We start from the raw sequence: 24,397 nt of genomic DNA, 5'->3' as shown, positions 1-24,397 counted from the left end.
TGGATAAGTATTGGAGGTACCTATGTTTTTCATTGAAGCAAAACGGATCCTTGTTGTGATTGTAGGGTCTTTATTAGTAGCGATTTCGCTCAATTTCTTTTTAATCAATGCGAATGTCTATGCGAGTGGATTTGCAGGTGCTGCACAGCTGACGTCGAGCGTTTTTGAAGATTACTTGGGCTTTGGTGTGAGTACAGGAATCTTATTGTTCGTCTTTAATATCCCAGTCTTTTTATTAGGATGGTTCAAAGTCGGAAAAGGATTTACGATTTATAGTATTGTTTCGGTGATTTTTGCCACGTTATTTATGGAGATTTTACCTGTTCTTTCTGTGTCAGAAGATATTATTTTAAATGCTGTATTTGGTGGTGTCATTGCGGGAGTTGGTATAGGGATTTCATTAAAGTTGGGGGCTTCTACAGGTGGGATGGACATTGTCGCCATGGTGTTATCGCGTTTGCAAGATAAACCAATCGGCATGTACTTTCTACTGTTGAACGGTGTCATTATCGTATTGGCGGGGATCATTTATGAGCCTGAAAATGCATTGTATACGATGTTGACGTTGTATGTGACAACCGCAGTTATTGATATGATTCATACGCGTCATGAAAAGGTGACAGCAATGATTGTGACGCATAAAGCGGATGAATTGCAACAGGCGATTCATCAAAAAATGGTGCGGGGCATTACGATATTACCGGCTAAAGGTGCTTATTCCAAAGAAGAGAAAAGCATGCTGTATTTGGTTATTACACGTTATGAACTGTATGATTTGGAAACGATTATCAAAGAAGTCGATCCAACTGCATTTACAAACATAGTTCAAACCGTTGGGATTTTTGGTTTCTTCCGACGGGAAGGCGAAGTTGTAAAGTAAACGTACAGACTCAAGTAATTTAAAGAAAAGCCGTATCAATCCGCTCCTCTTTGTTCATGCTAACAAAAAGGAGGTGCGTTTTGATGACGCAAGAAATTTTATGTGAAGTGAATAACTGTAAGTTTTGGAGTCATGGCAACAAATGTAGTGCGAAATCCATCTACGTTGTCAGTAAACAAGGGAAGACAGCAGCGAGTAGTGAAGAAACAGACTGTAAAACCTTTGTACCAAGGGGATAAACTTCGTTGTTAATCCTACCTACGACCCAGAACCTCCTTCTGCGATGAATGGTCATCGTGGAAGGGGGTTTTTATAATGTTCACCGAAAAATACATAAATTGGTTCGTGAGAATAGAAAGTATGTTCTGACAGTTATCATTCGCGCGTAATCATGGTAAACTGATACTATATCTTTAGTAGTTAAAGGACGTGTTTGTGTGATAGGACGTAATGATCCGTGCCTATGCGGTAGCGGAAAGAAGTATAAAAAATGTTGTCAATCGAAACAAGCGTTTTCGATTGAAGCTGTACAAGTGGAAGAACTAGAAAGAATATTACAAGCTTTTTATGAAGAATATCCTGAACGACGCGATATTAATGAGTACTTAGCGTTAGTGAAAAAATGGAGTGGCCCGCTTGAGAAGTTTTTAGTACAGGAAATGATTGAAGCGATTGTCATGGATGAATTCTTTTTCCATCACAAACCAGAAATTTGGGCAAATTATTTGGACAAGCAACATAAGAAAGTGATCCGCCCATCTGTCGCAAGTGTGCTAGCTACATGGAATAACCCACGTGCGTTTATCGGTGAAGTTGTTGCAGTGGAAGAGATGTATATGTCTGTGAAAAGTTTGTTTGCGGATGAAACAATTCAGTTAAGACGCGAAAGTGACAAACCAATTCCGGTAGGCGTCCACGTCTATTGTTTCGTGTTGCCAGATGGCACGATGAAAGACAATCAGTATTTAGCGATTTCAAGTATGGTCTTCTTCCCAACGGATCATAAAAAAGTGTTTGACAAGTTTGTAAAACAGTACAAAGCTGAAAAAGAGCAATCTGTACCTGCCTTCTTAAAAGAAAATGGCATGGGCTTATGGGAGCTTCTTGGTGATGATGGCTATAGTGGCGATGAATTTACAGATTTTGAAGCAGGTGTTTTACTACAACTCACGCGATTTTTAGAGAAGCACGACCGGGTTGCGGACAAGTTATTGGAAATCGTCGAAGACTATTTAGTAGAAGAGCAGCCAAAGGCGCGAAAAGAAGTTGCGATTGCAGCGGGGGCGATTCGTTTCGGTCAAGAGCATGCGCTGTTTGAGTCGCTCCAACTAACCGTGAAAGAAATTGCGGAGGCGTTTGAAATCTCGACTTCTTCGTTGAATAAATACTACAATGATTTAAATGCCTATTATGCCAATAAGGAACTTGTAGAAGCATAAGTACTATTTTTATGAAAACATCTCACTCAATGGGTGCAACCAATTGAGTGAGATGTTTTTATTTATTTCATCAAAATGTGAAACGAATGGAGGACTCATCTCGTTATAGCAGGTGAAAGACAAAACGAGACATGCGCATGATCGTTTGGTTAGGAGGTTGCAACATGCAAGAGGAAGTGCAATGGATTGAAGCAGTATTAGCAGGCAATAAGCAAGCGTACGAACATATTATTCGTAAATATAAGGACCCGTTGTATGGGACGATTTTGCGGATGACGAGAAATCCACATGATGCTCAGGATCTAGCCCAGGAAGCCTTTATCAAAGTGTATCAGCAGCTTGAGAAATACGATGATAAGGGTTCGTTTTCAAGTTGGTTTTATCGTGTCGCTATCAATCATTGCCTGGATGAATTTCGCAAGAAGCGCTATAAAATGAAGCAAGTCGAAATACAGGAAGAAACGATTGGCAATGTCGACAGCCCAGAAATTGTGTTCTTTAAAAATGAGCGAAGTAGGCAACTAGAACGGTTAATTGCCACATTGCCGGAAGATGAGCGACTCATTATTTTATTGCGTTATGTCAATGAGCTAAGTTACCAAGCAATTAGTGAGTTGGTTGATATACCACTGGCGACAGTTCGCAATAAATTGCATCGAGCTAAAAAGAAAATGAGAGAAACCGTTAAACGTGAAGGAGGAAATTTTCATGAAGTGTCCAACTGTAGATAAACTTTCACAATATGTAGATGATCGAGCGGAACATACGGATATCGCACAGCATGTGTCCAATTGTGCACAATGTCAGCGTGTTGTAGAGGCTTTTGAAGGGGAACAACAATTCATCAAAGAAACGTTGCAGACGCCGATGTTGCCGGATGATTTTACTTCGAAGGTGTTGGATCAGCTGGAGCCTTATGAACAGAAAAAAATTCGTCAAAAAAGTAGGCCTTGGAAACGTATCCTGTTGTCGGCGGCAGGAGTTATGCTGGCACTTGGTGTGAGTGCCACACTAAGCCCAAGTTTTGCGGATTGGGTAGGTGGAATGTTCTCTCCAGAACAGGCGGATTCCAATGGGGCAATTGTAGATGATGGATTACGGATGGCAACAGATGATGGTTTAGTGGAGCGGGTTAACCTTGAGGTGATGAATAATGGGCTGACATTTAAGGTGGAGGATGTTGTGACCGATTCGTCGCGGGTGGCATTATCTTTTCAAGTGCTCAATAAAAATGGTGAGCCGCAAGATACGCAGTTAAATCTATTTGAATCTGATAATAAAATCACCGTTATCGATCAAGATGGTAAGATAAACGATAGTATCAGTGATGGTTGGCAACAAGATAGTGACTATGGAATCATTGAAATGCGACTGGGAGAACACGAAGCATTAGAGAAAATAACAGTAAAATTTGACTTAGTTGAATTGAGTGGCGTTAAAGGTAATTGGGAATTAGAGGTGCCAATCGATGTTACGAAATATAAAGATTTAACAACGACAGTTGCATTACAAGATGCTACAACGAATCAACACGGTGTGACCCTACAAATGAAGGGGATGCAATTTGCGCCTAGCTTGAATGATTTAGCGTATGAAACGGGTTTTACACAAGAAGAGCAAGCGCAGGTAGCGCAAGACATTCAGCAGCTACAGAATCGATTGGGTATAAACAGCGAAGAGGCTGATGATTATTTGGGTAACTATGAAACAGCGATCGAATACCATATCGACAATGAAGACAAGAAAACCATTTATAATCATGATTATGGGCCCTTTTTCACCCGGGACAGCCAGCCAGGTGACTTAACTCCATCTCAGAGTTCAAGCAATGAAGGACAACAACTCGGTCAAATGATCTGGCATCAATCATTTATCCCTCAACAAGGGGACCGCAAACTGACATTTGTGTTGGATGGCGTTTATAAAACAGTACCCACTGATTTCTCCGTTACTTTTAAGCCAAAAGAATTGAAAAGCAAGCCAGTGACCTTCGAATATGAAGGGAATTTTATCACAATCAAGAAAGCAAAGACACAAGAGGAGTATTCACTTGAAAAGTCGCTCACTCCGATTAATCGAGAAACCATTTTTATGATTGAAATGGAAGGCGGCATAGAAGCAGATGCCTCGACTATAGGCGATTGGGTCTTGGTGGACGATAAAGGGAATGCTTATCCTACTTATGGGGATGGGTCTACTACTCTCGTTGAGAAAGACAAGAACAATCGGTATAAGACGACCATGAATCTCAAAGTTTATCATTTGGATGAGGTTCCTGAAGAATTGACGTTGCACCTCGTTTCTGTCACACGTTATGAAGAGGCAGACGAGAAATGGGAAGTACCATTATACGAAGAATGAATGACAAAGGGACTCCACCTGAGATGTTGGAGTCCCTTTTGTGTGTTGATCATGTAGATGAATCGCCTGAATCATGTATGCTATAATGACAGTATTTGAAGGTATAGTGTTAAACACCATTGGAGGTTGGACGATGTATCAGAAAAAGCCTATTCAATTAAACGACAGAATCTATCTAATCGATGGATTCGACTTAGGGATACCTGAGCGAACAGGAACGTATGTGATCAATGAGGAACGGTTGACCATTGTCGATACAGGTCCAAGCCCGTCTATCAAGCATGTGACACAGGGATTAGCAGCATTAGGATTTTCGCTCGATGAAGTGAAATATATCATTGTGACACATATTCACTTAGATCATTCAGGTGGGGCAGGTTTGTTGATCCAACAATGCCCGAATGCCAAAGTCGTGGTGCATCCAAAAGGGGCAAGGCATTTGGTTGATCCAAGCAGGTTAGCTGCGGGAGCGCGAGCCGTTTATGGAGAGATGTTTTCGGACTTTTTTGATCCGGTCGTTCCAATCGCTGAAGAGCGTTTGCTCATAAAGGGCGAGGGGGATACACTGGAAATTGGTCCGACATGTACATTGACGTTTCTAGATACGCCAGGGCATGCCAACCATCATTTTAGTATTTTTGACCCGCTGAGCAATGGCTTGTTTACTGGCGACACGGTCGGTGTTCGATATGATCAATTGATCCGCAATGATGTGGATTTGTTTTTACCTTCGACGTCCCCGAACCAATTTAACCCGGATGCGATGCGCCATGCGATTGAGCGCTTTGGTGCTATGAATCTGAATTCGATTTATTTTGGCCATTTCGGCATGACCAACTATCCGGATGAGGCACTACGCCAAGTGACTGAATGGCTCGCTGTTTTCATGGAAGAGGCGGAAGCGGTCGTTGCTGAACGACAAAGCTATGATGTGCTAGCAAGACGATTATTGGAACGTGTCAGGCAACATCTTCGCTCGTTGAATATTAGCGATGATCATGAAGTGTATCGGATCATTGAATTGGATATGCAAGTGAGTGCGATGGGGATTATGGAGTACTTATCGAAGTGATTGTGTAGGAACGACGGTGGCTGTCCTGTAAGTCAGGTATACCTGACTTACAGGACAGTCGCTTTTTTATTTCGGATAATATAAAACCATGCTTAAACGAGTAAGTGTTTTCCCTAAATTATGATACGTGTGTGGCCTATCTGCCTTGAAGCGAATCGAATCACCGCTTTTTACAGTGAATGCTTCGTTATTGACGCGTATGGTGAGTTCTCCATCAAAAATCGTTAAGAATTCTTCGGTCCCTTCCATATGTGCATCAGCGCTTAAAAATCCGCCTGGGTCTATTTCGACTGTATAGGCTTCAAAGCGTTTGTTATCTTCGAAAGGAAAAGAAGGATAGACGCGGTATTTGCCATGGTCTTCAGACAAGACTTGCATATCACTTCGCAAGACAATCATTGTTTCAGGTTGCGGATCATTGATGAGGGCGGTAAATGAAATTTTTAAGCCGTTGGCGATTTTCCAGATGGTTGTAATGGTTGGCGCTGATTCGCCACGTTCAATTTGGCCAATCATTGTTTTACTGACACCTGTCAATTCGGATACCTTTTCAAGGCTTAGTTTTTTGCTTTCCCGTAGCGTTTTTAGATTTTCAGCAATGATTAGATGGATTTCCTTCATAAAAACCCTCCTATTTTTCTCTGTACAATATAACGTCTGAATTGTACAATAAAAAGAAAACGTTATATCGTCTATTGTGGACAGTATAACATACTCCATAGAAAGAAGGTCTACGAGATGCCAGTACTATCCTTTTTGGTGTATGTGTGTGTGATGAGTTTCACCCCAGGTCCGAATAATATTATGGCGATGTTATTCGCCAACCAGTACGGCTTTAAAAGAACGCTACGTTTCTGTTTCGGTGTGGGCGTCGGTTTCTTTATCATCATGATCTTATCGAGTTATTTTAATCTCGTGTTACACCGTTTTATTCCGAAAATTGAACTGCCGATGATGCTGTTGGGTGCGGGGTATATGCTGTATTTGGCGTATAAAATTATCAAAAGTACGAATCAGGGGAACAGTGATGAGGAGAGAAAATACAATAGTTTCTTTGCGGGCATGATGCTGCAGTTTATTAATCCGAAAGGTGTGTTATACGGTATAACGGTTATTGCGACATTTATCTTACCGTATCATACGTCGCATATTGCATTGCTATTGTTTTCGCTCTTTTTAGGTTTTGTCGGTATTTTAAGTACGGCTAGTTGGAGTTTGTTTGGTTCGGTTTTCCAAAAGTTTTTGTCCAACTATCAGAAGCCGTTTAATATTGTTATGGCTTTGCTATTAGTGTATAGTGCGATTTCGATTCTGATGGGGTAGACGATTTGGAATGATAAGCGTATGATACACTTACACAGTTAGAAATAAATGATTTGAGGTATCCGAATATTTATGAACACACCAAATTTATTGCGTGGCTTTAACTTTTTATATTTTGGACTTATTGCAATCTTTATCCCGTTTTTGCCAGTCTATTTGGCTGAACAAGGGCTGAAACCAGGGCAAATTGGTTTGATCGTTGGGACAGGGGGCTTTGTCACGATTATTACGCAGCCATTATGGGGCATGATTAGTGACAAAAGCAAAACGATTCGTAAAGTGTTGTTGATACTTATTGCGCTGTCGAGTGTAGTTGGGTATTTGTTATACGACTCGACGAGTTATGTGTTGCTAATTTTGTTTGCGATGTTGTTGTATTTCTTTCTCATGCCGATCGACCCATTAACGGAAAGTTTGAATTTTACCATCGCGGAAACGTCTAGAATCAGCTATGGCTCCATCCGTACATATGGCGCATTAGGTTACGCAGTTGTGTCGCTACTTACGGGCTATGTCATGTCTTATTTCGGTGCGCATAGTATGGCGATTCTGTTTGCAGGGATTGGGCTCGTGAGTTTTATTATCTGCTGGAAAATGCCGGATGCACCGGTATCGGGAAAGCCTGTGACATTCGGGAGTCTCAAGCATTTTTTAAGCAATAAAGAAACGTTGTTGTTCTTATTATTAGTTTTTGTCTGTTCAATACCTGCGAGGATGAATGATACATATCTCGGCGTTTATATCCGTGAACTAGGAGGCAGTACGGCATTAGTGGGCCAAGCTTGGTTTTTGGCTGGTAGCAGTGAGATACTCGTGTTTGCGCTCAGTTTTTGGTGGTTACGGAAAGGCAAGGAATTGCTGATTATTACGTTTGCGACTACCTTTTACTTCGTTCGTTTTTTCATCTCAGCGTGGGTGACGGATCCGCATTTGTTGGCGTATTTACAAGTGTTGCAAATGTTAACGTTCCCGATTTTCTATTCCGCGGCGATTCAGTATTTGTATCGCATTGTTCCAGTTGAGTGGCGGGCTACGGGGCAGACCGTGTTAGCATTATTGTTTTTTGGTGTGTCAGGCATTGTCGCATCGTATGTCGGCGGAGTAGTTTATGGGGCGTTTGGTGGTCATGTTCTTTACCTCTCAATAGCAGCAATGTCCTTTGGCGGTGTCTTATTTGGCTTGATTCTTTACTGGGTATATGGAAAAAAAGTCAATCGATGCTGAATGAAAGGGCCGATTATCCCGTGCCAATCATAAAAACCTGTACAGCATAATGTTGTACAGGTTTTTTTATGATTAAGATAAACGACTTTTAAAATCTTCGTAGCCAAATTGTTGAATGACTTTTACGCCATCCTTCACTGTATTGAGGGCAATCGAAGGAAGGTTCACGCCGTTAAAGGTATTGTTTTTGACCATGGAATAGTGCGCCATGTCACAAAATACGAGTTTGTCACCAGGATTCAGTGGTTCATCAAAAGAATAATCACCAATGACGTCACCTGCGAGGCAAGTGGGGCCGCCAAATCGATACGTATACGCTTTTTCGTTTGGCAAGCCAGCACCGATAATTTCCGGGCGATAAGGCATTTCCAACACATCTGGCATATGGCAAGCGGCTGAAGTATCTAAAATCGCAATGGGCATGCCGTTATCGAGCGTGTCTAAAACAGTTGCCACCAGATAGCCGGTATTTAAGGCAACGGCTTCACCGGGTTCTAGATAGACGTCAATCTTATATTTATCTTTTATAAATAAAATCGACTGAATGAGTGTTTCGATATCGTAATCGGGTCTGGTGATATGATGTCCACCACCGAAGTTAATCCACTTCATCTGTTGAATATAATCTCCGAATTCCTCGTCGACAACCTGAATGGTCCGCCAAAGTGTATCTGAGTTTTGCTCACACATTGTATGGAAATGCAAGCCGTCAACGCCTTCGAGTTGATCTGGTTCAAAATTGTCCAATGTGACGCCAAATCGAGAGTGTGCAAAGCACGGATTGTACATGTCAACTTCAATTTCTGAGTACTCCGGGTTGATGCGCAGTCCAACGCTAATTTGTTTGGAAGCGTTTTGAACTTTGTCTTTGAATTTGTTCCATTGTTGAAATGAATTAAAGACAATATGATCCGAATACGACAGAATTTCATCGAACTCCATGTCTGAAAAAGCAGGAGCATAGGTATGAACTTCCTTGCCCATTTCTTCGTAACCCAGTCTCGCTTCGTGAACGGAACTGGATGTGACGCCATTCAAGTATTGTCCCAGTAACGGATAAACCGAGAACATCGAAAAACCTTTTTGCGCAAGGAGAATTTTACAGCCTGTGCGATCAATGACGGATTTCAGTTTCTCTAAATTTTTAATGAGTAATGCCTCATCTACTACATAATAAGGAGAGGGGAGGGCGTTTAAATCAATATTCAATAGTAGCCCCTCCTCAGTCAATCAATTCAGGATTGAAGCTTTCTTGCCAAGGTAGGCCGTATTTGTTCAGTGCTTCCATGAATGGATCCGGATCGAATTCTTCGATGTTGAAGACGCCAGGTTTTTTCCATTTACCTGTCATGATCATCATGGCACCAATCATCGCTGGAACACCTGTTGTATAGGAAATAGCTTGTGAGCCTACTTCTGCGTAGCATTCTTGGTGATCGCAAATGTTGTAAACATAGTATGTTTTTTCTTCGCCGTCTTTCGTTCCTTGGAAGATACAGCCAATATTCGTTTTCCCTTTTGTACGAGGTCCAAGAGACGCTGGGTCTGGAAGGACCGCTTTTAAGAATTGCAATGGCACAATTTGCTGACCTTCAAAATCGATAGGTTCGATCGAAGTCATACCAACGTTTTCAAGCACGCGTAAATGTGTTAAGTACTTTTCTGAGAATGTCATCCAGAAGCGAATTTTTTTAATGCCTGTAATGTTTTCAGCCAGTGACTCTAATTCTTCGTGATAGAGAAGGTAGACATCTTTTGGTCCGATTTCTGGTAGGTCATAGACCCGTTTTTCAGAAAGTGGCGGCGTTTCGATGAATTCACCGTTTTCCCAGTAACGGCCGTTCGCTGTGATTTCACGAATGTTGATTTCTGGATTAAAGTTTGTGGCGAATGGATAGCCGTGATCGCCAGCGTTGGCATCGACGATATCGATTGTATGGATTTCATCGAAATGGTGTTTCAGCGCATGAGCAGAGAAGACGCCTGTTACGCCTGGGTCAAAGCCGCTGCCAAGTAGTGCTGTGATGCCAGCTTTTTCGAATTTTTCACGGTAGGCCCATTGCCATTTGTATTCAAATTTTGCTGTATCGAGGGGTTCATAGTTTGCTGTGTCCATGTAGTTAACACCTGTCGCAAGGCAAGCATCCATGATTGTTAAATCTTGATACGGCAATGCGACGTTAATGACGATATCTGGTTGGAAGCGGTTGATGAGTTCAACGAGTTCTTCTACGTTGTCCGCATCGACTTGTGCCGTTTGAATTTTTGTACGACCGCCGTCTAGTTTTTCTTTTAAGGCATCACATTTGGAGACGGTACGGCTTGCGATACAAATTTCTTCGAAGACGTCCGGAACTTGACAACATTTATGCACAACAACGCCAGCTACTCCGCCAGCACCAATAATTAAAGCTTTACCCATAGGTAAACACCACCATTTTCGTATTTTTAGTTAGATAAATTGACATAAAGATTTCCTTACACACCGCTCGGCGCTTGGGGATGCCTCCCGTAAGAAGCCGGTTAGGCGCCTTCGCTGGAAACTAGATAGAATTCTTTCGAACCCGCTGCGGTGCTTAGTTTACCGCTAACAACAATTCCCGCAACACCTTACAAGCAACAGCTGTCGATACACCGCTTTGATCATAAATAGGGGATAGCTCGTTAATATCGCATCCAACAATATTGAGTTCACTTACTTGAAGCATTGCTTGCAATAACTCCATAAAGCTGACACCACCGGCTTCGGGTGTGCCTGTTCCAGGGAAGACGGAAGGGTCTAGGACGTCTAAGTCAATGGTTAGATAGACGGGTTTGCCTTGTAGTTTGGCAATGACATCTTCTAAGCCGTTGAAGTTAAACTTGTTCGTAAAGACATGATCTTGTCCCCATTGGAATTCACTGCGATCTCCTGAACGGATGCCGAATTGGAAAATGCGGTCGTCGCCAAGGATGTCCCAAACGCGGTGAATGACGGTGGCATGCGATAGCGTTTCACCAAGATAGTCTTCACGTAAGTCTGCATGTGCATCGAATTGGATGACATGGAGATCTGGATGTTTTTTAGCGACTGCGCGAATAGCACCTAATGTCACTAAATGTTCGCCGCCAATCATGCAAGGAATTTTGTCATCTTCCAGCACTTTCGCTGTGAATTGTTCGATTTGAGTTAATGCTTTTTCTGTATTTCCAAAGCTCAATTCTAAATCGCCACCGTCAAAGACGGCGATGTCTTCTAAATCTTTATCTTGATAGGGGCTATACGTCTCAATTCCGAATGACTCGCTGCGCATTGTTTTGCTGGCAAAGCGTGTCCCAGGTCGGAAGGAAGTTGTCGAGTCGAAGGGAGCCCCGAAAATGACGAGGCCGGATTCGCCGTACTCATTGTCACAGCCAATAAAGGTTTCTATGTTTTTATTCAACATCTGTCAATTGCTCCTTCACGTAATTTGGCAGGGCAAATGAGCCGACGTGAATGTCCGTATTGTAATACTTCGTGTTCAAGCCAAGGTCATTCCATGCCGCCGCATTTAAATCTCGAATCGGATTGAATTTTTTTGATGCAAAACCAAACAGCCAATGTCCGGAAGGGTACGTTGGAATATGGGCTTGGTAGACATCGCAAATCGGGAAAAATCCAACAATGCGTTGATGCGCTCTTTGCATACCAAGTGCGTCCTCAGCATAAAACGGACTTTCATGCTGATTGACGAGAATACCGTCTTCATTGAGTGCGTTGTAGCAGTTGCCATAAAATTCTTTCGTAAACAGTCCTTCACCAGGTCCAAATGGGTCTGTTGAATCGACGATAATGAGATCATAGGCATTCTCTTTATTGCGGACAAATTTCAGACCGTCTTCAAAATATAGATGGACACGTGGATCGGTCAATTTGGCTGCTGTCTGTGGAATATATTCCATGCAGACATCGACGACCAGTTTATCGATTTCGACCATATCAATGTGCTCGATGGAGTCATATTTCGTTAATTCTCGCACTGTGCCACCATCGCCTGCACCAATGACAAGTACTTTTTTGATGTTGGGATTGGTGGCCATCGGGACGTGCACAATCATGTCATGATAGATGAATTCATCTTTCTCGGTAAGCATGACCAAGCCATCGAGTGTGAGAACTTTCCCAAATTCGGTTGTTTGTAAAATATCAATCTTTTGAAAATCACTTTTTCCGGAATAAAGATGCTGTTCCACTTTCATAGACAGGCGTACACCGGGTGAATGATCCTCCGTATACCATACTTCCATTGTTAGCCCTCCTTCACGACGTTGATCAGTTCAATTTTGCTATCCTCCGTGCCGGTTAAGAAGCAGCCTTTGTCTTTGGAATATCGAATGTAGTCTAGTATTTCATCGGTAATCCGTTCACCAGGCGCTAAAATCGGAATACCGGGCGGATAACACATGACAAATTCACTTGAAATGTGACCCGCACTATCCTCAATTGCCAATTGTTCTTTAGGCGCATAAAAGGCGTGTTGAGGTGTTAAAACGACTTGCGGCGTAATGTATTCATGGTCGAAGAGTCCGCTTTTATCTCCCGCGTAGCGCCGTTTGATTTCAGCGAGTGCAGCTACTAATCGTTCGATGTCTAGCGGTCGGTCGCCGACGGAAATATAAGCTAATAGATTGCCGATATCCCCAAATTCAATTTGGATATCATAGTCATCGCGCAAAATATCGTATACTTCAACGCCAGCTAGCCCGATATCGAGCGTGTGCACAGCTAGTTTAGTGACATCAAAGTCGAAGATGGTATCCCCGTTTAGCAGCTCTTTTGAAAAAGCGTAATACCCACCGATTTTATTAATTTCATCTCTTGTGTATTGCGCCATCTCTGTGACTTTTCGGAATATTTCTGTGCCGTTAAGCGCTAAATTTCTGCGTGAAATATCGAGCGAAGATAGTAACAAATAAGAACCACTCGTTGTTTGTGTCAAATTAATAATTTGGCGCGTATAGCCTTCACTGACGTCATTATTAATTAATAGAAAAGAGCTTTGGGTCAAAGACCCCCCGGATTTATGCATACTAACAGCCGCCATATCGGCGCCAACTGACATGGCAGATGCGGGCAAATCATTGCCGAAGTAAAAATGCGTACCATGCGCTTCGTCGACAAGGACAAGCATATTGTATTGGTGAGCAAGTTCGGTAATGGCCTTCAAGTTGGAACAAATCCCATAATACGTAGGGTTGTTAATGAGAATCGCTTTGGCATCTGGATTGTCCAGAATGGCCTGTTCCACATCGTTCACGGACATGCCTAAAGGAATCCCTAGTTCAGTGTTGACACCAGGATTGACATAGACCGGAATGGCACCGCTTAAAATCAGGGCATTAATGGCACTGCGATGGACGTTGCGCGGCATGATGATTTTGTCTCCTGCTTTGCAGGCGGTCATCACCATAGCCTGAACGGCGGATGTTGTGCCATTGACCATGAAAAAAGCATGCTTCGCATGAAAGGCTTGTGCTGCCAATTCTTCAGCTTCTCGAATGACAGAGACAGGGTGGCACAAATTATCCAATGGCTTCATGGAATTGACGTCCATACTTAAGGCTTGTTCGCCTAAAAAGACGGCTAACGCCTCGTTGCCTCGTCCACGTTTATGGCCGGGGACGTCGAAAGGGACGACCCGCATTTTTTTGTAACGTTCAAGTGCTTCCATGATCGGAGCTTTGTTTTGAGAAGATTGCGTCATTTTGACAACTCCGTCTCATCGTATATATTCGTTCCACTGAAGATTTCAATCATTTCTCTACGTAGATTGTTCGTAATTTGAAGCCTCTCTTTGGGAGGGATTTCATAGACATCTCTGTTGAATAAATAATCTTGTAAATCGATTTCTTTAATAAGCAGTTTGGTATGAAAAATATTGGATTGATAGACATTGACGTCAATCGCATCGTATTTCTTCATAGTGTTTTTATCAATATAATCCTGAATGGATGTCATTTTATGATCAATAAACAGTTTTTTTCCTCGTTCATCACGCGTAAAGCCGCGGATGCGGTAATCGGTTGTAATGATGTCGGAATCGAAACTGCCGATTAAATAATCTAAGGCAGTCAATGGTGAGATTTCCCCGCATGTTGAAACTTCTATGTCAACTCGGAAAGTGGCAATGGAGTTATCCGGATGGTATTCCGGGTACGTATGCACGGTGACATGACTCTTATCGAGATGACCGACGACGGAATCACGTGTCTTTAAAATATCGACTTCGCCACGATTGCAAGACGCATCAATCAAACCAACTGGTATGGACTCTTCCGATATCAATATGGTGACACTAGCGCCTTGGGGGTCGTAATCTTGCTTACTGACATTTAAGACATGTGCCCCAATGATTTCCGTTACATTATACAAAATATTTGTTAGCCGCTCAGAGTTATATTGCTCGTCAATATAAGCAATATAGTCTTTTTGCTCTCGCTCACTTTTTGCATAGCTCACATCATAGATGTTGAAGCTAAGTGTTTTGGTGAGGTTGTTAAAGCCATATAGTTTCAGCTTATTTTCCAACCCGATCATCACGCCTTCCATGTATAAATAAATCTAATGGGACTAGTTGAAGCAATCAGGAAATTGATTCAACTATAAATATAAAGTATAACTTCTCGCAGTCAATATTATTTTTAGATAATTATTTAAGGGGGAAGTAGAGGGTTTGGATAATAATGGATTTATATCAGCGCAAAAAGACATTCCATCTAGTTGTGAAAGAATTCCGTCTCTTTGATTTATGTAGTAAAATCAAGCTTTTTATCGACTTGTTTGTAGAGGAAGTACTACGTGGCAAGAGTTCTCAATCATTAGATTATTTAGGGTGGTAAGGAATTGTACTTTCTAGACAAGCGGATGTGTAAAATAAATAAGTCTATATACTCATATTGCTTACCGGTATTTCACGGTGTGCAGTATGCTGACTATTGTATGTTGGACAGTTAAGTATTAGTCCAGTTTCCCTAAAAAGGTAAAATAATAAATAGATATTTTATTAATACTTCTCTTTTTTCAGAAGTATCTCTTTCGATTATGCCGAGTAGGGTGATAAGATAGTCCATAAGGAAGAGATTAATAGATAGTTTCATATGTAGAACGAATAAATAAGGGATTGAAAAGCTAACGTTGCCGATTAATCCGCGCTCTAATGACGCGATTAAAGGCTAAAATAATATCATCATCATGTGAGAAGGGACATGAAGAATATGAAGATTCAACGTGCGTTATCCATTGCAGGTTCGGCAGCAAGAGGAGGTGCGGGCATTCAAGCAGATTTGAAGACGTTTCAGGAATTGGACGTGTATGGCCTATCGGCGGTGACGGCCATTGTTGCTAGAAATCCGCAGACAAATCAAGGGATTTTTCCTCATTCATTAGAGGCGATTGAAGCGCAAGTTCATACGGCGCTCGAAGATATTGGAGCGGACGCCATAAAAACAGGTATGTTGTTCACGGAGGAAATCATTACACATGTATCGCAGTGGGTGCAGGCATCAGGCGTACCCAATATCGTCGTTGATCCAGTAATGATTGAGAAAATGGGCTCTGCTTTACTAAAGGATAATGCGGTGGAGGCGATGAAAACGAAGTTGCTACCGTTGGCGACGATTATTACGCCGAATATGCCAGAAGCGGCGGCGTTACTTGGAATTGATGCGTTAACAACGGTAGCAGATCTTAAAAAAGCAGCACAAGCATTGCATTTGTTAGGTCCCCAATATGTGCTTGTCAAAGGCGGGCGTTTAGAAGGTCCGGCTGTTGACGTGTTATTTGATGGGAAGCAGTTTTATCTATTAGAAGCTCCTCGGTTTGAGACGATTCATACGAATGGAGCAGGATGCACATACTCAGCAGCGATTACTGCGGAACTGGCCAAAGGAAAATCTGTACCAGAGGCCGTTGAAAAAGCGAAGGCATTTATTACGGCCGCCATTCGTCACTCTTTCGGCTTCAAAAAGGGCGTTGGGCCAACTTATCATGCGGCGTATAGAAAATATGGTGAAACAGGGTGTATTGTTACGATTGAATGTGGCGAGTTGCTCCATTCATAATCATCACAGATGAGGAGAAGTGTACATGATTGAGACGATTATCGAACAATTGCATGAACAGTTAGCGAAACACTTTCAGCCCTTTTTGAATCCACCTGCTACAGAAGTGGCGATTCAGCAGGCTGAAAAACAAATGGGCATCGTTTTTCCAGATGATTTGCGCGCGCTTTACTTAACGCATAATGGTGAAATGGAAGAGGGGCCGGGCTTGTTTTTTGGACTGCCATTTCTATCATTAGAGGACATGTTGCTAGAGTGGGAGAGTTGGAAGGACTTAGTGGAGGATGAAGAACTGCAAACAATCGATGCATACTCTGTTCCCCCAGCGTGGATTAAGGAAAGCTATGCGAATCGTTACTGGTTGCCAATCAGCAAGGATTATAGCGGAAATCATCTTGCGATTGACTTGGATCCTGTAAAACAAGGAAAGCGAGGACAAGTGATTAATTTTGGCCGTGATGAAGAGATAAAATATGTCATTGCTCATCATATTACAGATTTCTTGGCATTTATCACCGCTACGCTTCAAGAAGGTCCCTATACCATTGAAGAAACGGATGAATGGCTAACTTGGAGCTATGGGCCAGTGGTAGAGCTCCATTTTCTAGATGCCATTCGTTCGATGGAATTGCCTGTTTTTCACCCTATTTCGATTAAGACACGGGAAGAGGAGATTCAGCAGTGGGATAAACAATTGGATGAACAGTGGCGCACAATCGTTCACACACTAGCGGAAGATTCAAAGGCATTCCTTCGTAAGAAAACATTTTATCTGATGGGGAAGAATATAAGCGATCTTACGCCATTAATGATGTGCCGTGATGCACGAGAACTAGTGCTAAGTGGAAATTCAGTTCGAGATTTGGAGCCTTTACGCATGATGGCTTCATTAAAAAAGTTGTATCTTGGAGGCAATCCAGTAGAGGATGTTACACCGCTTGCACAGTTAGAAAAATTGCAGTATATAAATCTTGCACAAACCAATGTGACAGTGCTACAGCCGCTTACAACACTGCCGTTACTAACGAACTTGGATATTTCGAAAACAAACATTACTGATTATACGCCTTTGTATCAAATTGAAAAGTTAGAAACGGTGGCATTGTCTATCCTTAATCGTGAACAACTACAGGCAGTTGTCAAAATGAAGACATTAAAACAGTTACATCTTCATCAAATCGAAAATGTATCGGAAGAGGATTTGCGGTTATTAGGAAACATAGAGACACTAAGAAAGCTAACCATTGAAAAAGCAACGTTTACAAGCCTAGCATTTCTACAAGGTAATCAGCAACTGCATGAATTAACGCTAATTGATTCGACTATTGAAGAGGGAGCGGCGCTTGCGAAGTTGAAGAGGCTCAGCAAGTTAGAGCTACATGGCACTTCGATTGTGAATCTCAAAGCAATCGCGCAATCTGCTTCCTTGAAAACTTTTGCAGGTGCTTTCGATCAGTTTTATGTTTTGAAAGATGCTTTTGAGCAAAAAGTGGATTTCTCCAAAATGATTGGTGAAATGACTGAGGAAGAAGAACAGATTTGGGATGATTATTTGCATTAAAAGCTATCAATTACATAGGTTTTCAAGTTAAAGGGGTGCCTACATAATGGAGTTACATTTTTATCAACAAGAATTTGAGAAGGGCGTGGCTATGTACACATTGACGGCTGAACAACTGCGCTTTACGGGAGCCCCTGAGGTTGCGATTACCCTAGCCCAGACAGATTCGAGCCGTTACCCGATTGTGGCGATTGCGGATGAGCAGTTAGTGACGTTTTTCTGCCTACATAAAGGAGAAGGGATAAAGACCTTTTCGGCGAATGAACATGCAATCCTTTTGAGAAGTTTTTCAACGGATTTTCATCAGCAGGGCAAGGGGTATGCGAAGCGTGCATTGGCTCATTTACCGGCATTTATAAAAGAGCATTTTTCAGACATTACGGAAATCGTATTAGCTGTAAATGTGCGTAATGAGGCTGCGCAGGCACTGTACAGAAAGTGCGGCTATCTAGATACAGGGAGGCGGACAATGGGCGAGAAAGGCGAGCTGATTGTCATGCGGTATGATTTGTAAGTAGCTGTGGGAATCGGGGGATAATGATGGAATGTCAAGTGTTAGTGGAAGAATTTCGTGGTGGTATTTTAGAGAATGTCCATATGGGGGTTATTTGTGGGATTCATGCTGAGGAAGATGTTTGCTATTCAGTAGGGGATAGTCAGCACATGACCTTTCTTCGTTCAGCAGCGAAACCATTTCAAGCAATTCCGGTTATTCAGCATGGAGTAGCGGAGCAATTTGGATTAACTCTGGAAGAAGTGGCGCTTTTTGCTGCTTCGCAACGGGGAGAAGCCTATCATATAGAAGCACTGGAGTCGATTATACGTAAAACAAGTATCGAGGAAGACCAATTTTACTGCTGTCCCAGTTATCCATTGAATGACGAGCCGAAAGCGGATTATCACCGACAGCATGGAGAGAAACGCAAGCTATATCACAATTGTTCGGGAAAACATAGCGGCTTTATGGCATTGGCAAAAGTACTTGGGCATGAGCTGGAGGGATACTGGCAGTTGGAACATCCCGTGCAACAATTGGGTTTAGCGGCGATGGCTGAGATGGCGGATTACCCGAAGGAAAACATCGGGATTGGGATTGATGGTTGTGGCTTTCCAGTGTATGCAATGCCACTTCAACATATTGCACAAGCTTATTTAAAATTAGCCTGCCCAGATTTAATTGAACAGCAGGTAATGCGAGAGGCTGTTGTGAGCATGACTGCTTCGATGACGGCGCATCCAGAAATGATTGCCAGTCATAATTTCATTTGTTCGGTTTTGCTGGCAGATCCGAATATTATTGCGAAAGGCGGAGCAAAGGGCGTTTATGGTTTTGCGCTGAAAAAGGAACGGATGAGCTTTGCGTTAAAAGTGCTTGATGGATCCGAGTTGGTATGGCCGAATATTGTAGCATCCATTTTAGAGCAAATTGGTTACGACAATTACGAGACGATTGAGCGTTTATATGCACTGTCACCGAAAGAAATCGTGAATGATAATGCGGCGGTCGTTGGTGAGCGAAAAGCTGTATTTGATTTAGGAGTCTGAAGAGAAATATATATATAGGCTTTATGGCACCGATTGACGAAGTGGTTGGTGAGGCAGTGAAAAGAGAGTAGAACGTTTTGATAGCAAGCTAAAAGAATGAACGGAGGTAGATGTATGGATTACGAAGTGATATTTTTTGATGTAGATGATACATTGCTCGATTTTGGATTGACAGAAAAGGCGGCATTGCATAATGCTTTTGTAGAATTTGGCTTACCAACAGGATTGGCTGATTATCGAGCTAGCTATAAAGAGCTTAGTAAAGGCTTATGGGAGGATTTGGAGAAAGGTCTTGTTACGATATCGGAATTAGCAGTAGAGCGATTTAGACGATTATTCCTTGTACATAAGTTAGATATCGATGCAGAAGCATTTAGTAATGTATATCTAGGCTATCTAGGTCAGCAGACACATCTGATCGAGGGAGCCGTAGAATTATGTGAGAAACTTGCTGACTATCGGTTAGCCATTATTACAAATGGCTTTACGGCTGTGCAGCAAGCGAGAATTGGCAATTCGCCTCTTCGCTATACTTTTGAGCATATCATTATATCCGAAGAAGTAGGCTCCCAGAAGCCAGATAAGGGCATTTTTGATTATGCCTTTGCAAAACTAGGTATTACAGACAAAGCGAAAGTGTTGATGGTCGGCGATTCGTTGACTTCTGATATGCAAGGGGGTATCGATTACGGCATTGATACTTGCTGGTTTAATCCCCAAGGAAAGGATAATCTGTTAGGCAGTAAACCGACGTATGAGATTCGTGAGTTGATGGATCTGATGGAGATTGTAGGGAAAGTACGCTGTTGAGTGGTTTTATGCAAGTCGAATTCGAGAAGGAAAAATAGTAGATAAGCATCGTCACTGCATATATAGGGGTGAACCTGTAGTGCACATGAAAACCCCGGGGGATTCGCACTAAATTTGTGTGAAATACTCATTAAAATCGGGTTAAGTAAGTGTTAGTTGGAAGAAAAAGTAATTAGTAAGTTGAAAAGTGATAATTTTTTTGGAATGAATTATATTTTTATCACTATTTCGCAGTCGTACTCCTTGCGAGTACGTGGATTGAAATTCCTCCAATGCCTTAATTAGCGCCTCACCAACCGAGTTGCACTCTATATGAGTGTGTGGATTGAAATACGAAACGGGTACAACTCTTTTGAGTGAAGAAGTAGGTTGACCGAAGAGTGGTGTTCAACGTTATGGAACAGGTTATTGAATTTGCAAAGGATGTAGAGGTTTACATTAGATTATTAAATAGCAATAGAGCATTTATATGGGGGAAAATGAAAAGTAATCAAGGTAAAATAACTGCTGGTTTATTGGTCGTATATTTATTTGTATTAACACGGATTATAATCTTTAAAATGCAATTTTAGGTGGAATTATTGGAGTTGCAGTTTATTTTGTGTTTTGTAAGCTGTTTAGTACAAAAGCAAATAAAATCCTTAATGTTTTAGCATCATTCGGAACGATATGCATTAGTGCTTTTATTAATGATTGGTGTTATTAGGTATGGGAGTTATGGCTAATTATTGATGCGTTGGGGCTTCGCTTGTAGGAACTTTATACTGCAATCGATTGCGTCAGTTAAACAAGAGGAGATTGTCTATTGAAGGTCTTTTTTATGTCGCTGTGATAAAAAATAGTTCTTCAACTAATGGGGCATACTAGTTGAAGAAGGAACTTAACATTACACCCAAAAACTAGAAATTTAAAGATAGATAGGAGTTAGGTACGATGATAAAAGGTTTCGGAGGGATATTTTGGAGAACTAACAATCTTGATGTAATAAAAAAATGGTACAGTGAAGTGTTGAAGATTGAAATCGAAAATTGGAATGGAGCTGTGATTAAACCTCAATTAGGAAACGAGACAATCTTTTCTTTCTTTACCGAGAATGACAGCTATTTTCCAACAGACCAACAAGTGATGCTAAATTTCCAAGTACATGATCTAAATGAGACCATTAAGCATCTTGAACATATTGGGGTGCCTCTTGAAAAGCAAAAAGAGGTTAGTGAATTTGGGAAGTTTATTTGGATTAAAGATCCCGAGGGGCGACTGGTCGAGCTTTGGGAGAAATAGCGGATTGTAATCATTTGTTGTTACCAAGCAGCAAAGATCCTAACAATTATTGAATTAGTGAGTAAGACATTTTTAAAGTTAAGGAGGAAGTTAAATTTGGCGAGAGATTTATGGTTAAACCTACCGGTACGAGAACCAGAAAGGGCAAAAGCATTTTATCTACAGCTTGGATTTCGATTAAATGAACAGTATTTTAGCCAAGATGGTTCATGCAGTTTTTTCGTCGGTGACAATCAGATTGTAATAATGCTATTTCCAGAATCTACGTTCCGTGGTTTCACGAAAAATGCTATTGCGGATTCGCAACAAGGTACTGAAGTGCTATTTTCTTTAGGAGCGAATTCTAAAGATGAAGTAGACGAGATTGCATTGAAAGTCGAAGGTAGTGGCGGCACCGTATTAAGTAAGTCAGAGGAACGGGATGGATGGATGTACGGCTGCCTTTTTGCTGATCCGGATGGACATCGTTGGAACGTGTTGTATATGGATATGAGTAAAATGCCACAAGGCTGAACACTGGACACGCACGGTGTTTAAACAAAAAGTTATTCAACTAACAGACAGTTCGGTGGATTTCGCTGGAAATTAGTAAAGTTCTACTTTTGAATAGGGGGAAATGAAATGGTATTAGAAGCTGTTATGCTACAAGTTAAGGAAGGTATGGAAGGAGAATATGAAGAAGCATTTCGTGAGGCATCGGAGATTATTGCTACAATGAAAGGCTACATATCTCACCAATTACAGCGTTGTATGGAAGTCGAAGGAAAGTATTTACTGTTGGTGCAGTGGGAAACATTAGAAGACCATACAATTGGATTTAGACAATCCGACGAGTATCAAGAATGGAAAAAGAAATTACATAAGTTTTATGATCCGTTTCCAACAGTCGAACATTTTGAGAGGGTTATACAATAATCAGTTGCACTAACAGGGATTATGGAATAATAGGAGATTGTCTATTGAGGGTTTTCTATGTTTTATTTTAGTAGGTGGATCAAGATGACTGGAAACCCGACAATAACATGCTTGCCACAAGTAGCTGGATTTCCACTACACGTCTAAAGTGGCGTGATGCTAGTATGTGGAAGAGGGAGAAAAATCAGTACGGTGTGATCCATGAAGAGCAGTTTGATTCATCAGTAGTGATAAATTGTTCGGAAGGAGAGTGCATGATGATACATATTATAAAAGCGAATCCTAATCATGTTGAAGGGATAGCGAAAGTGTGTAGGGATGGTTATTGGGCAACCTACAGCGAGACATATTCTGAAATGTACATCGAAGGAATAATTAAAGAGTTCTATAGTCATGAAAGGATACTAAAAGAGGTTACAGAAACGAGTAAGAAATGGGGAGGATATTTTATTGCAGTAGAAGAGAATGAAGTGATTGGGGCTGGTGGAGGTGGTATGGTCGATGATACATCCGGAGAGGTTTTTGTGTTGTATTTAAATCCAGCTAGACGTAACGAAGGGATTGGTACAAGGGTATTAGATGCTATTACAAAGCAACAAAAGGAAGCGTTTCATGCAAAGGAGCAATGGGTTTCTGTTGCGAAAGGAAACATGAAGGGCATTCCTTTTTATGAGGCAAAAGGATTTATTTTTAATCATGAATGTGAGGGGGATGGAAAAGTTGATGGAGAAAGCTATATTTCATTAAGATATTGTCGTAAGATTTAAAGTTTTTATGTGTTAACAAACCGTAAAACTTGTTGCATCAAGCTTTACAGTTTGTTAACTTTGTGGTCGAACACAGTTATTTAACCCCTTAAAAACTGCTCTATTTCACTCCGTTCCAAATCTTTTCGCAGCACGAGCTCGGGCTCGCTCCGCTTCAATTTCTCGATTACGGGGCTCGGCATTTGTAACGAGTTCGTTGAAAAGCTGTTGTGTAGCATTAGCGATTTCCTCAATGGCCTGATGAAAAGCGTCCTCATTGATCTTTGACGGTTTGTTGAAGCCGGACACTTTACGTACATATTGAAGCGCAGCGGCATGGATTTCGTCGTCGGTCGCTGGTGGGGAAAAGTTGTAAAGCGTTTTTATATTTCGGCACATCGCATTCACCTCATTATGATTTTCTTGATTGTAGCATACTGATGGCTTGATATAGTATTTTTAGGGAAGACGAACAGGTTCTACGTGTTGATTTTTATCCATTCATGTAAACTCAATATAGAGAATGTTATTCAATTAGGAGGAAATCAATGATGTCACGTAAAATACTTTTATTTATTGCAACGAGTTTGGACGGCTTTATTGCTAAAGAAGATGATGGTTTGCAATGGTTATATGATACCAAGGAGGAAGGTGACAATGGTTATTCAGAGATGTATGAAACCATTGACACCACAATTATGGGCAAACGGACGTATGATTATGTCATGGAGCAAACCGAAACCTTTCCATATCCTGATAAAAAATGCTATGTCTTTACTACCTTGGAACAAGGTTCAACGGACAATGTAGAATTTGTCAATGGGGATGTTGTGGCATTTGTGAAAAAATTGAAAGCGCAGGAAGGCTCGAACATCTGGATGGTAGGTGGGGCAGGTATATTAGATGCTTTTATAAAAGAGGACTTAATCGACGAATATATCATTACGGTTACGCCGCATATTTTAGGTACGGGCATTCCTTTGTTTAAAGAAAAAAATCCACAAATCGCTTTAACTTTGCAGGAGACAAAACGGTTTGGGCAGTTTGTACAGTTGCATTATCAGGTGCAACGCCAAAACTAACAAGTAGTGGATATGTCGCGTTTTGTAAATGCATATATGCCGTGGTGAAGTTGACGTATTATAGAAAAAAGAAGTGGTT

The 24,397-nt window shown here is 41.5% G+C and carries 27 protein-coding genes; 19 read left to right on the top strand and 8 right to left on the bottom strand.

The window, feature by feature from the left end; all coding sequences use genetic code 11:
* Positions 1-22: 22 nt before the first annotated feature.
* The 6 genes from MKY34_RS15415 (at position 23) to MKY34_RS15390 (ending at position 5,752) form a co-directional block, all read left to right on the top strand.
* The gene (locus tag MKY34_RS15415; RefSeq protein WP_342512009.1) at positions 23-880 is read left to right on the top strand and encodes a YitT family protein; all 858 of its coding nucleotides are present in this window, start codon (positions 23-25) and stop codon (positions 878-880) included.
* A gap of 83 nt (positions 881-963) precedes the next feature.
* Complete coding sequence (locus MKY34_RS15410; protein WP_342512008.1) at positions 964-1,119, top strand: DUF1540 domain-containing protein; 156 nt, start codon at positions 964-966, stop codon at positions 1,117-1,119.
* A gap of 198 nt (positions 1,120-1,317) precedes the next feature.
* Entirely contained in the window at positions 1,318-2,319 is a 1,002-nt protein-coding gene (locus MKY34_RS15405) for an SEC-C metal-binding domain-containing protein (RefSeq protein ID WP_342512007.1), read from the top strand.
* A 164-nt stretch (positions 2,320-2,483) separates the two neighbouring features.
* Positions 2,484-3,050 carry an RNA polymerase sigma factor gene (locus MKY34_RS15400; protein WP_342512006.1) on the top strand — a complete coding sequence of 189 codons (567 nt, stop codon included), beginning with the start codon at positions 2,484-2,486 and terminating at the stop codon, positions 3,048-3,050.
* Entirely contained in the window at positions 3,028-4,680 is a 1,653-nt protein-coding gene (locus tag MKY34_RS15395; RefSeq protein WP_342512005.1) for a DUF4179 domain-containing protein, read from the top strand. Before MKY34_RS15400 ends, MKY34_RS15395 begins: the two co-directional genes overlap by 23 nt.
* A 133-nt stretch (positions 4,681-4,813) precedes the next feature.
* Positions 4,814-5,752, top strand: coding sequence for an MBL fold metallo-hydrolase (locus MKY34_RS15390; RefSeq protein WP_342512004.1), 939 nt, complete (start codon positions 4,814-4,816; stop codon positions 5,750-5,752).
* 66 nt (positions 5,753-5,818) lie between these two features.
* On the opposite strand, the gene MKY34_RS15385 is transcribed toward MKY34_RS15390, so the two are convergent.
* Positions 5,819-6,373, bottom strand: coding sequence for an XRE family transcriptional regulator (locus tag MKY34_RS15385; protein ID WP_342512003.1), 555 nt, complete (start codon positions 6,371-6,373; stop codon positions 5,819-5,821).
* A 117-nt stretch (positions 6,374-6,490) separates the two neighbouring features.
* On the opposite strand from MKY34_RS15385, the gene MKY34_RS15380 reads away from it, so the two are divergent.
* Together MKY34_RS15380 and MKY34_RS15375 are read left to right on the top strand one after the other, a co-directional pair.
* Positions 6,491-7,075, top strand: coding sequence for a LysE family transporter (locus MKY34_RS15380; RefSeq protein WP_342512002.1), 585 nt, complete (start codon positions 6,491-6,493; stop codon positions 7,073-7,075).
* A 72-nt stretch (positions 7,076-7,147) separates the two neighbouring features.
* The gene (locus tag MKY34_RS15375; RefSeq protein WP_342512001.1) at positions 7,148-8,299 is read left to right on the top strand and encodes an MFS transporter; all 1,152 of its coding nucleotides are present in this window, start codon (positions 7,148-7,150) and stop codon (positions 8,297-8,299) included.
* 72 nt (positions 8,300-8,371) lie between these two features.
* Here MKY34_RS15375 and nspC read toward each other — a convergent pair whose 3' ends face one another.
* From nspC to speD, 6 genes are all read right to left on the bottom strand, one after another.
* Positions 8,372-9,508, bottom strand: coding sequence for a carboxynorspermidine decarboxylase (gene nspC, locus MKY34_RS15370; RefSeq protein ID WP_342512000.1), 1,137 nt, complete (start codon positions 9,506-9,508; stop codon positions 8,372-8,374).
* A 13-nt stretch (positions 9,509-9,521) separates the two neighbouring features.
* Positions 9,522-10,721 (bottom strand): saccharopine dehydrogenase family protein, encoded by a 1,200-nt coding sequence (locus MKY34_RS15365; protein WP_342511999.1) that lies wholly within the window; start codon positions 10,719-10,721, stop codon positions 9,522-9,524.
* A 154-nt stretch (positions 10,722-10,875) separates the two neighbouring features.
* Positions 10,876-11,724, bottom strand: a complete 849-nt coding sequence (speB, locus tag MKY34_RS15360; RefSeq protein WP_342511998.1) for an agmatinase — start codon at positions 11,722-11,724, stop codon at positions 10,876-10,878.
* Positions 11,714-12,565: a polyamine aminopropyltransferase gene (gene speE, locus MKY34_RS15355; RefSeq protein ID WP_342511997.1), complete on the bottom strand. Its 852-nt coding sequence runs from the start codon at positions 12,563-12,565 to the stop codon at positions 11,714-11,716. Before speE ends, speB begins: the two co-directional genes overlap by 11 nt.
* Positions 12,566-12,567: 2 nt before the next feature.
* Positions 12,568-14,022: an aminotransferase class I/II-fold pyridoxal phosphate-dependent enzyme gene (locus tag MKY34_RS15350; protein ID WP_342511996.1), complete on the bottom strand. Its 1,455-nt coding sequence runs from the start codon at positions 14,020-14,022 to the stop codon at positions 12,568-12,570.
* A complete protein-coding gene (gene speD, locus MKY34_RS15345; RefSeq protein WP_342511995.1) occupies positions 14,019-14,855 on the bottom strand; it encodes an adenosylmethionine decarboxylase in 837 nt (278 codons plus the stop codon). The genes MKY34_RS15350 and speD overlap by 4 nt, the downstream gene beginning before the upstream one ends.
* Before the next feature lie 146 nt (positions 14,856-15,001).
* Here speD and MKY34_RS15340 point away from each other — a divergent pair, with 146 nt between their 5' ends.
* The 10 genes from MKY34_RS15340 to MKY34_RS15295 all read left to right on the top strand — a co-directional run bounded on the left by MKY34_RS15340 (position 15,002) and on the right by MKY34_RS15295 (position 23,257).
* The gene (locus MKY34_RS15340) at positions 15,002-15,157 is read left to right on the top strand and encodes a hypothetical protein (protein ID WP_342511994.1); all 156 of its coding nucleotides are present in this window, start codon (positions 15,002-15,004) and stop codon (positions 15,155-15,157) included.
* 375 nt (positions 15,158-15,532) lie between these two features.
* Complete coding sequence (gene thiD, locus MKY34_RS15335) at positions 15,533-16,378, top strand: bifunctional hydroxymethylpyrimidine kinase/phosphomethylpyrimidine kinase (RefSeq protein ID WP_342511993.1); 846 nt, start codon at positions 15,533-15,535, stop codon at positions 16,376-16,378.
* Positions 16,379-16,403: 25 nt separating this feature from the next.
* Positions 16,404-17,939 carry an SMI1/KNR4 family protein gene (locus MKY34_RS15330; protein ID WP_342511992.1) on the top strand — a complete coding sequence of 512 codons (1,536 nt, stop codon included), beginning with the start codon at positions 16,404-16,406 and terminating at the stop codon, positions 17,937-17,939.
* Between the two features lie 46 nt (positions 17,940-17,985).
* A complete protein-coding gene (locus MKY34_RS15325) occupies positions 17,986-18,453 on the top strand; it encodes a GNAT family N-acetyltransferase (RefSeq protein ID WP_342511991.1) in 468 nt (155 codons plus the stop codon).
* Between the two features lie 26 nt (positions 18,454-18,479).
* Positions 18,480-19,484 carry an asparaginase gene (locus tag MKY34_RS15320; RefSeq protein ID WP_342511990.1) on the top strand — a complete coding sequence of 335 codons (1,005 nt, stop codon included), beginning with the start codon at positions 18,480-18,482 and terminating at the stop codon, positions 19,482-19,484.
* 114 nt (positions 19,485-19,598) lie between these two features.
* Positions 19,599-20,294: a YjjG family noncanonical pyrimidine nucleotidase gene (locus MKY34_RS15315; protein ID WP_342511989.1), complete on the top strand. Its 696-nt coding sequence runs from the start codon at positions 19,599-19,601 to the stop codon at positions 20,292-20,294.
* A gap of 933 nt (positions 20,295-21,227) precedes the next feature.
* On the top strand, positions 21,228-21,575 hold the full coding sequence (locus MKY34_RS15310; protein ID WP_342511988.1) for a glyoxalase: 348 nt from the start codon (positions 21,228-21,230) through the stop codon (positions 21,573-21,575).
* A 96-nt stretch (positions 21,576-21,671) separates the two neighbouring features.
* A complete protein-coding gene (locus MKY34_RS15305) occupies positions 21,672-22,088 on the top strand; it encodes a VOC family protein (protein ID WP_342511987.1) in 417 nt (138 codons plus the stop codon).
* Positions 22,089-22,196: 108 nt separating this feature from the next.
* Entirely contained in the window at positions 22,197-22,490 is a 294-nt protein-coding gene (locus tag MKY34_RS15300) for an antibiotic biosynthesis monooxygenase (RefSeq protein WP_342511986.1), read from the top strand.
* Positions 22,491-22,747: 257 nt separating this feature from the next.
* Positions 22,748-23,257: a GNAT family N-acetyltransferase gene (locus tag MKY34_RS15295; protein ID WP_342515279.1), complete on the top strand. Its 510-nt coding sequence runs from the start codon at positions 22,748-22,750 to the stop codon at positions 23,255-23,257.
* Positions 23,258-23,362: 105 nt separating this feature from the next.
* On the opposite strand, the gene MKY34_RS15290 is transcribed toward MKY34_RS15295, so the two are convergent.
* A complete protein-coding gene (locus tag MKY34_RS15290; protein ID WP_342511985.1) occupies positions 23,363-23,635 on the bottom strand; it encodes a DUF2277 domain-containing protein in 273 nt (90 codons plus the stop codon).
* A 152-nt stretch (positions 23,636-23,787) separates the two neighbouring features.
* On the opposite strand from MKY34_RS15290, the gene MKY34_RS15285 reads away from it, so the two are divergent.
* Complete coding sequence (locus tag MKY34_RS15285; RefSeq protein ID WP_342511984.1) at positions 23,788-24,318, top strand: dihydrofolate reductase family protein; 531 nt, start codon at positions 23,788-23,790, stop codon at positions 24,316-24,318.
* Positions 24,319-24,397 lie beyond the last annotated feature (79 nt).

Source organism: Sporosarcina sp. FSL K6-1522, from assembly GCF_038622445.1.
GTDB lineage: Bacteria > Bacillota > Bacilli > Bacillales_A > Planococcaceae > Sporosarcina.
Note: the sequence above shows the minus strand (reverse complement) of the source record. Positions and strands in the feature narration are given on the sequence as shown.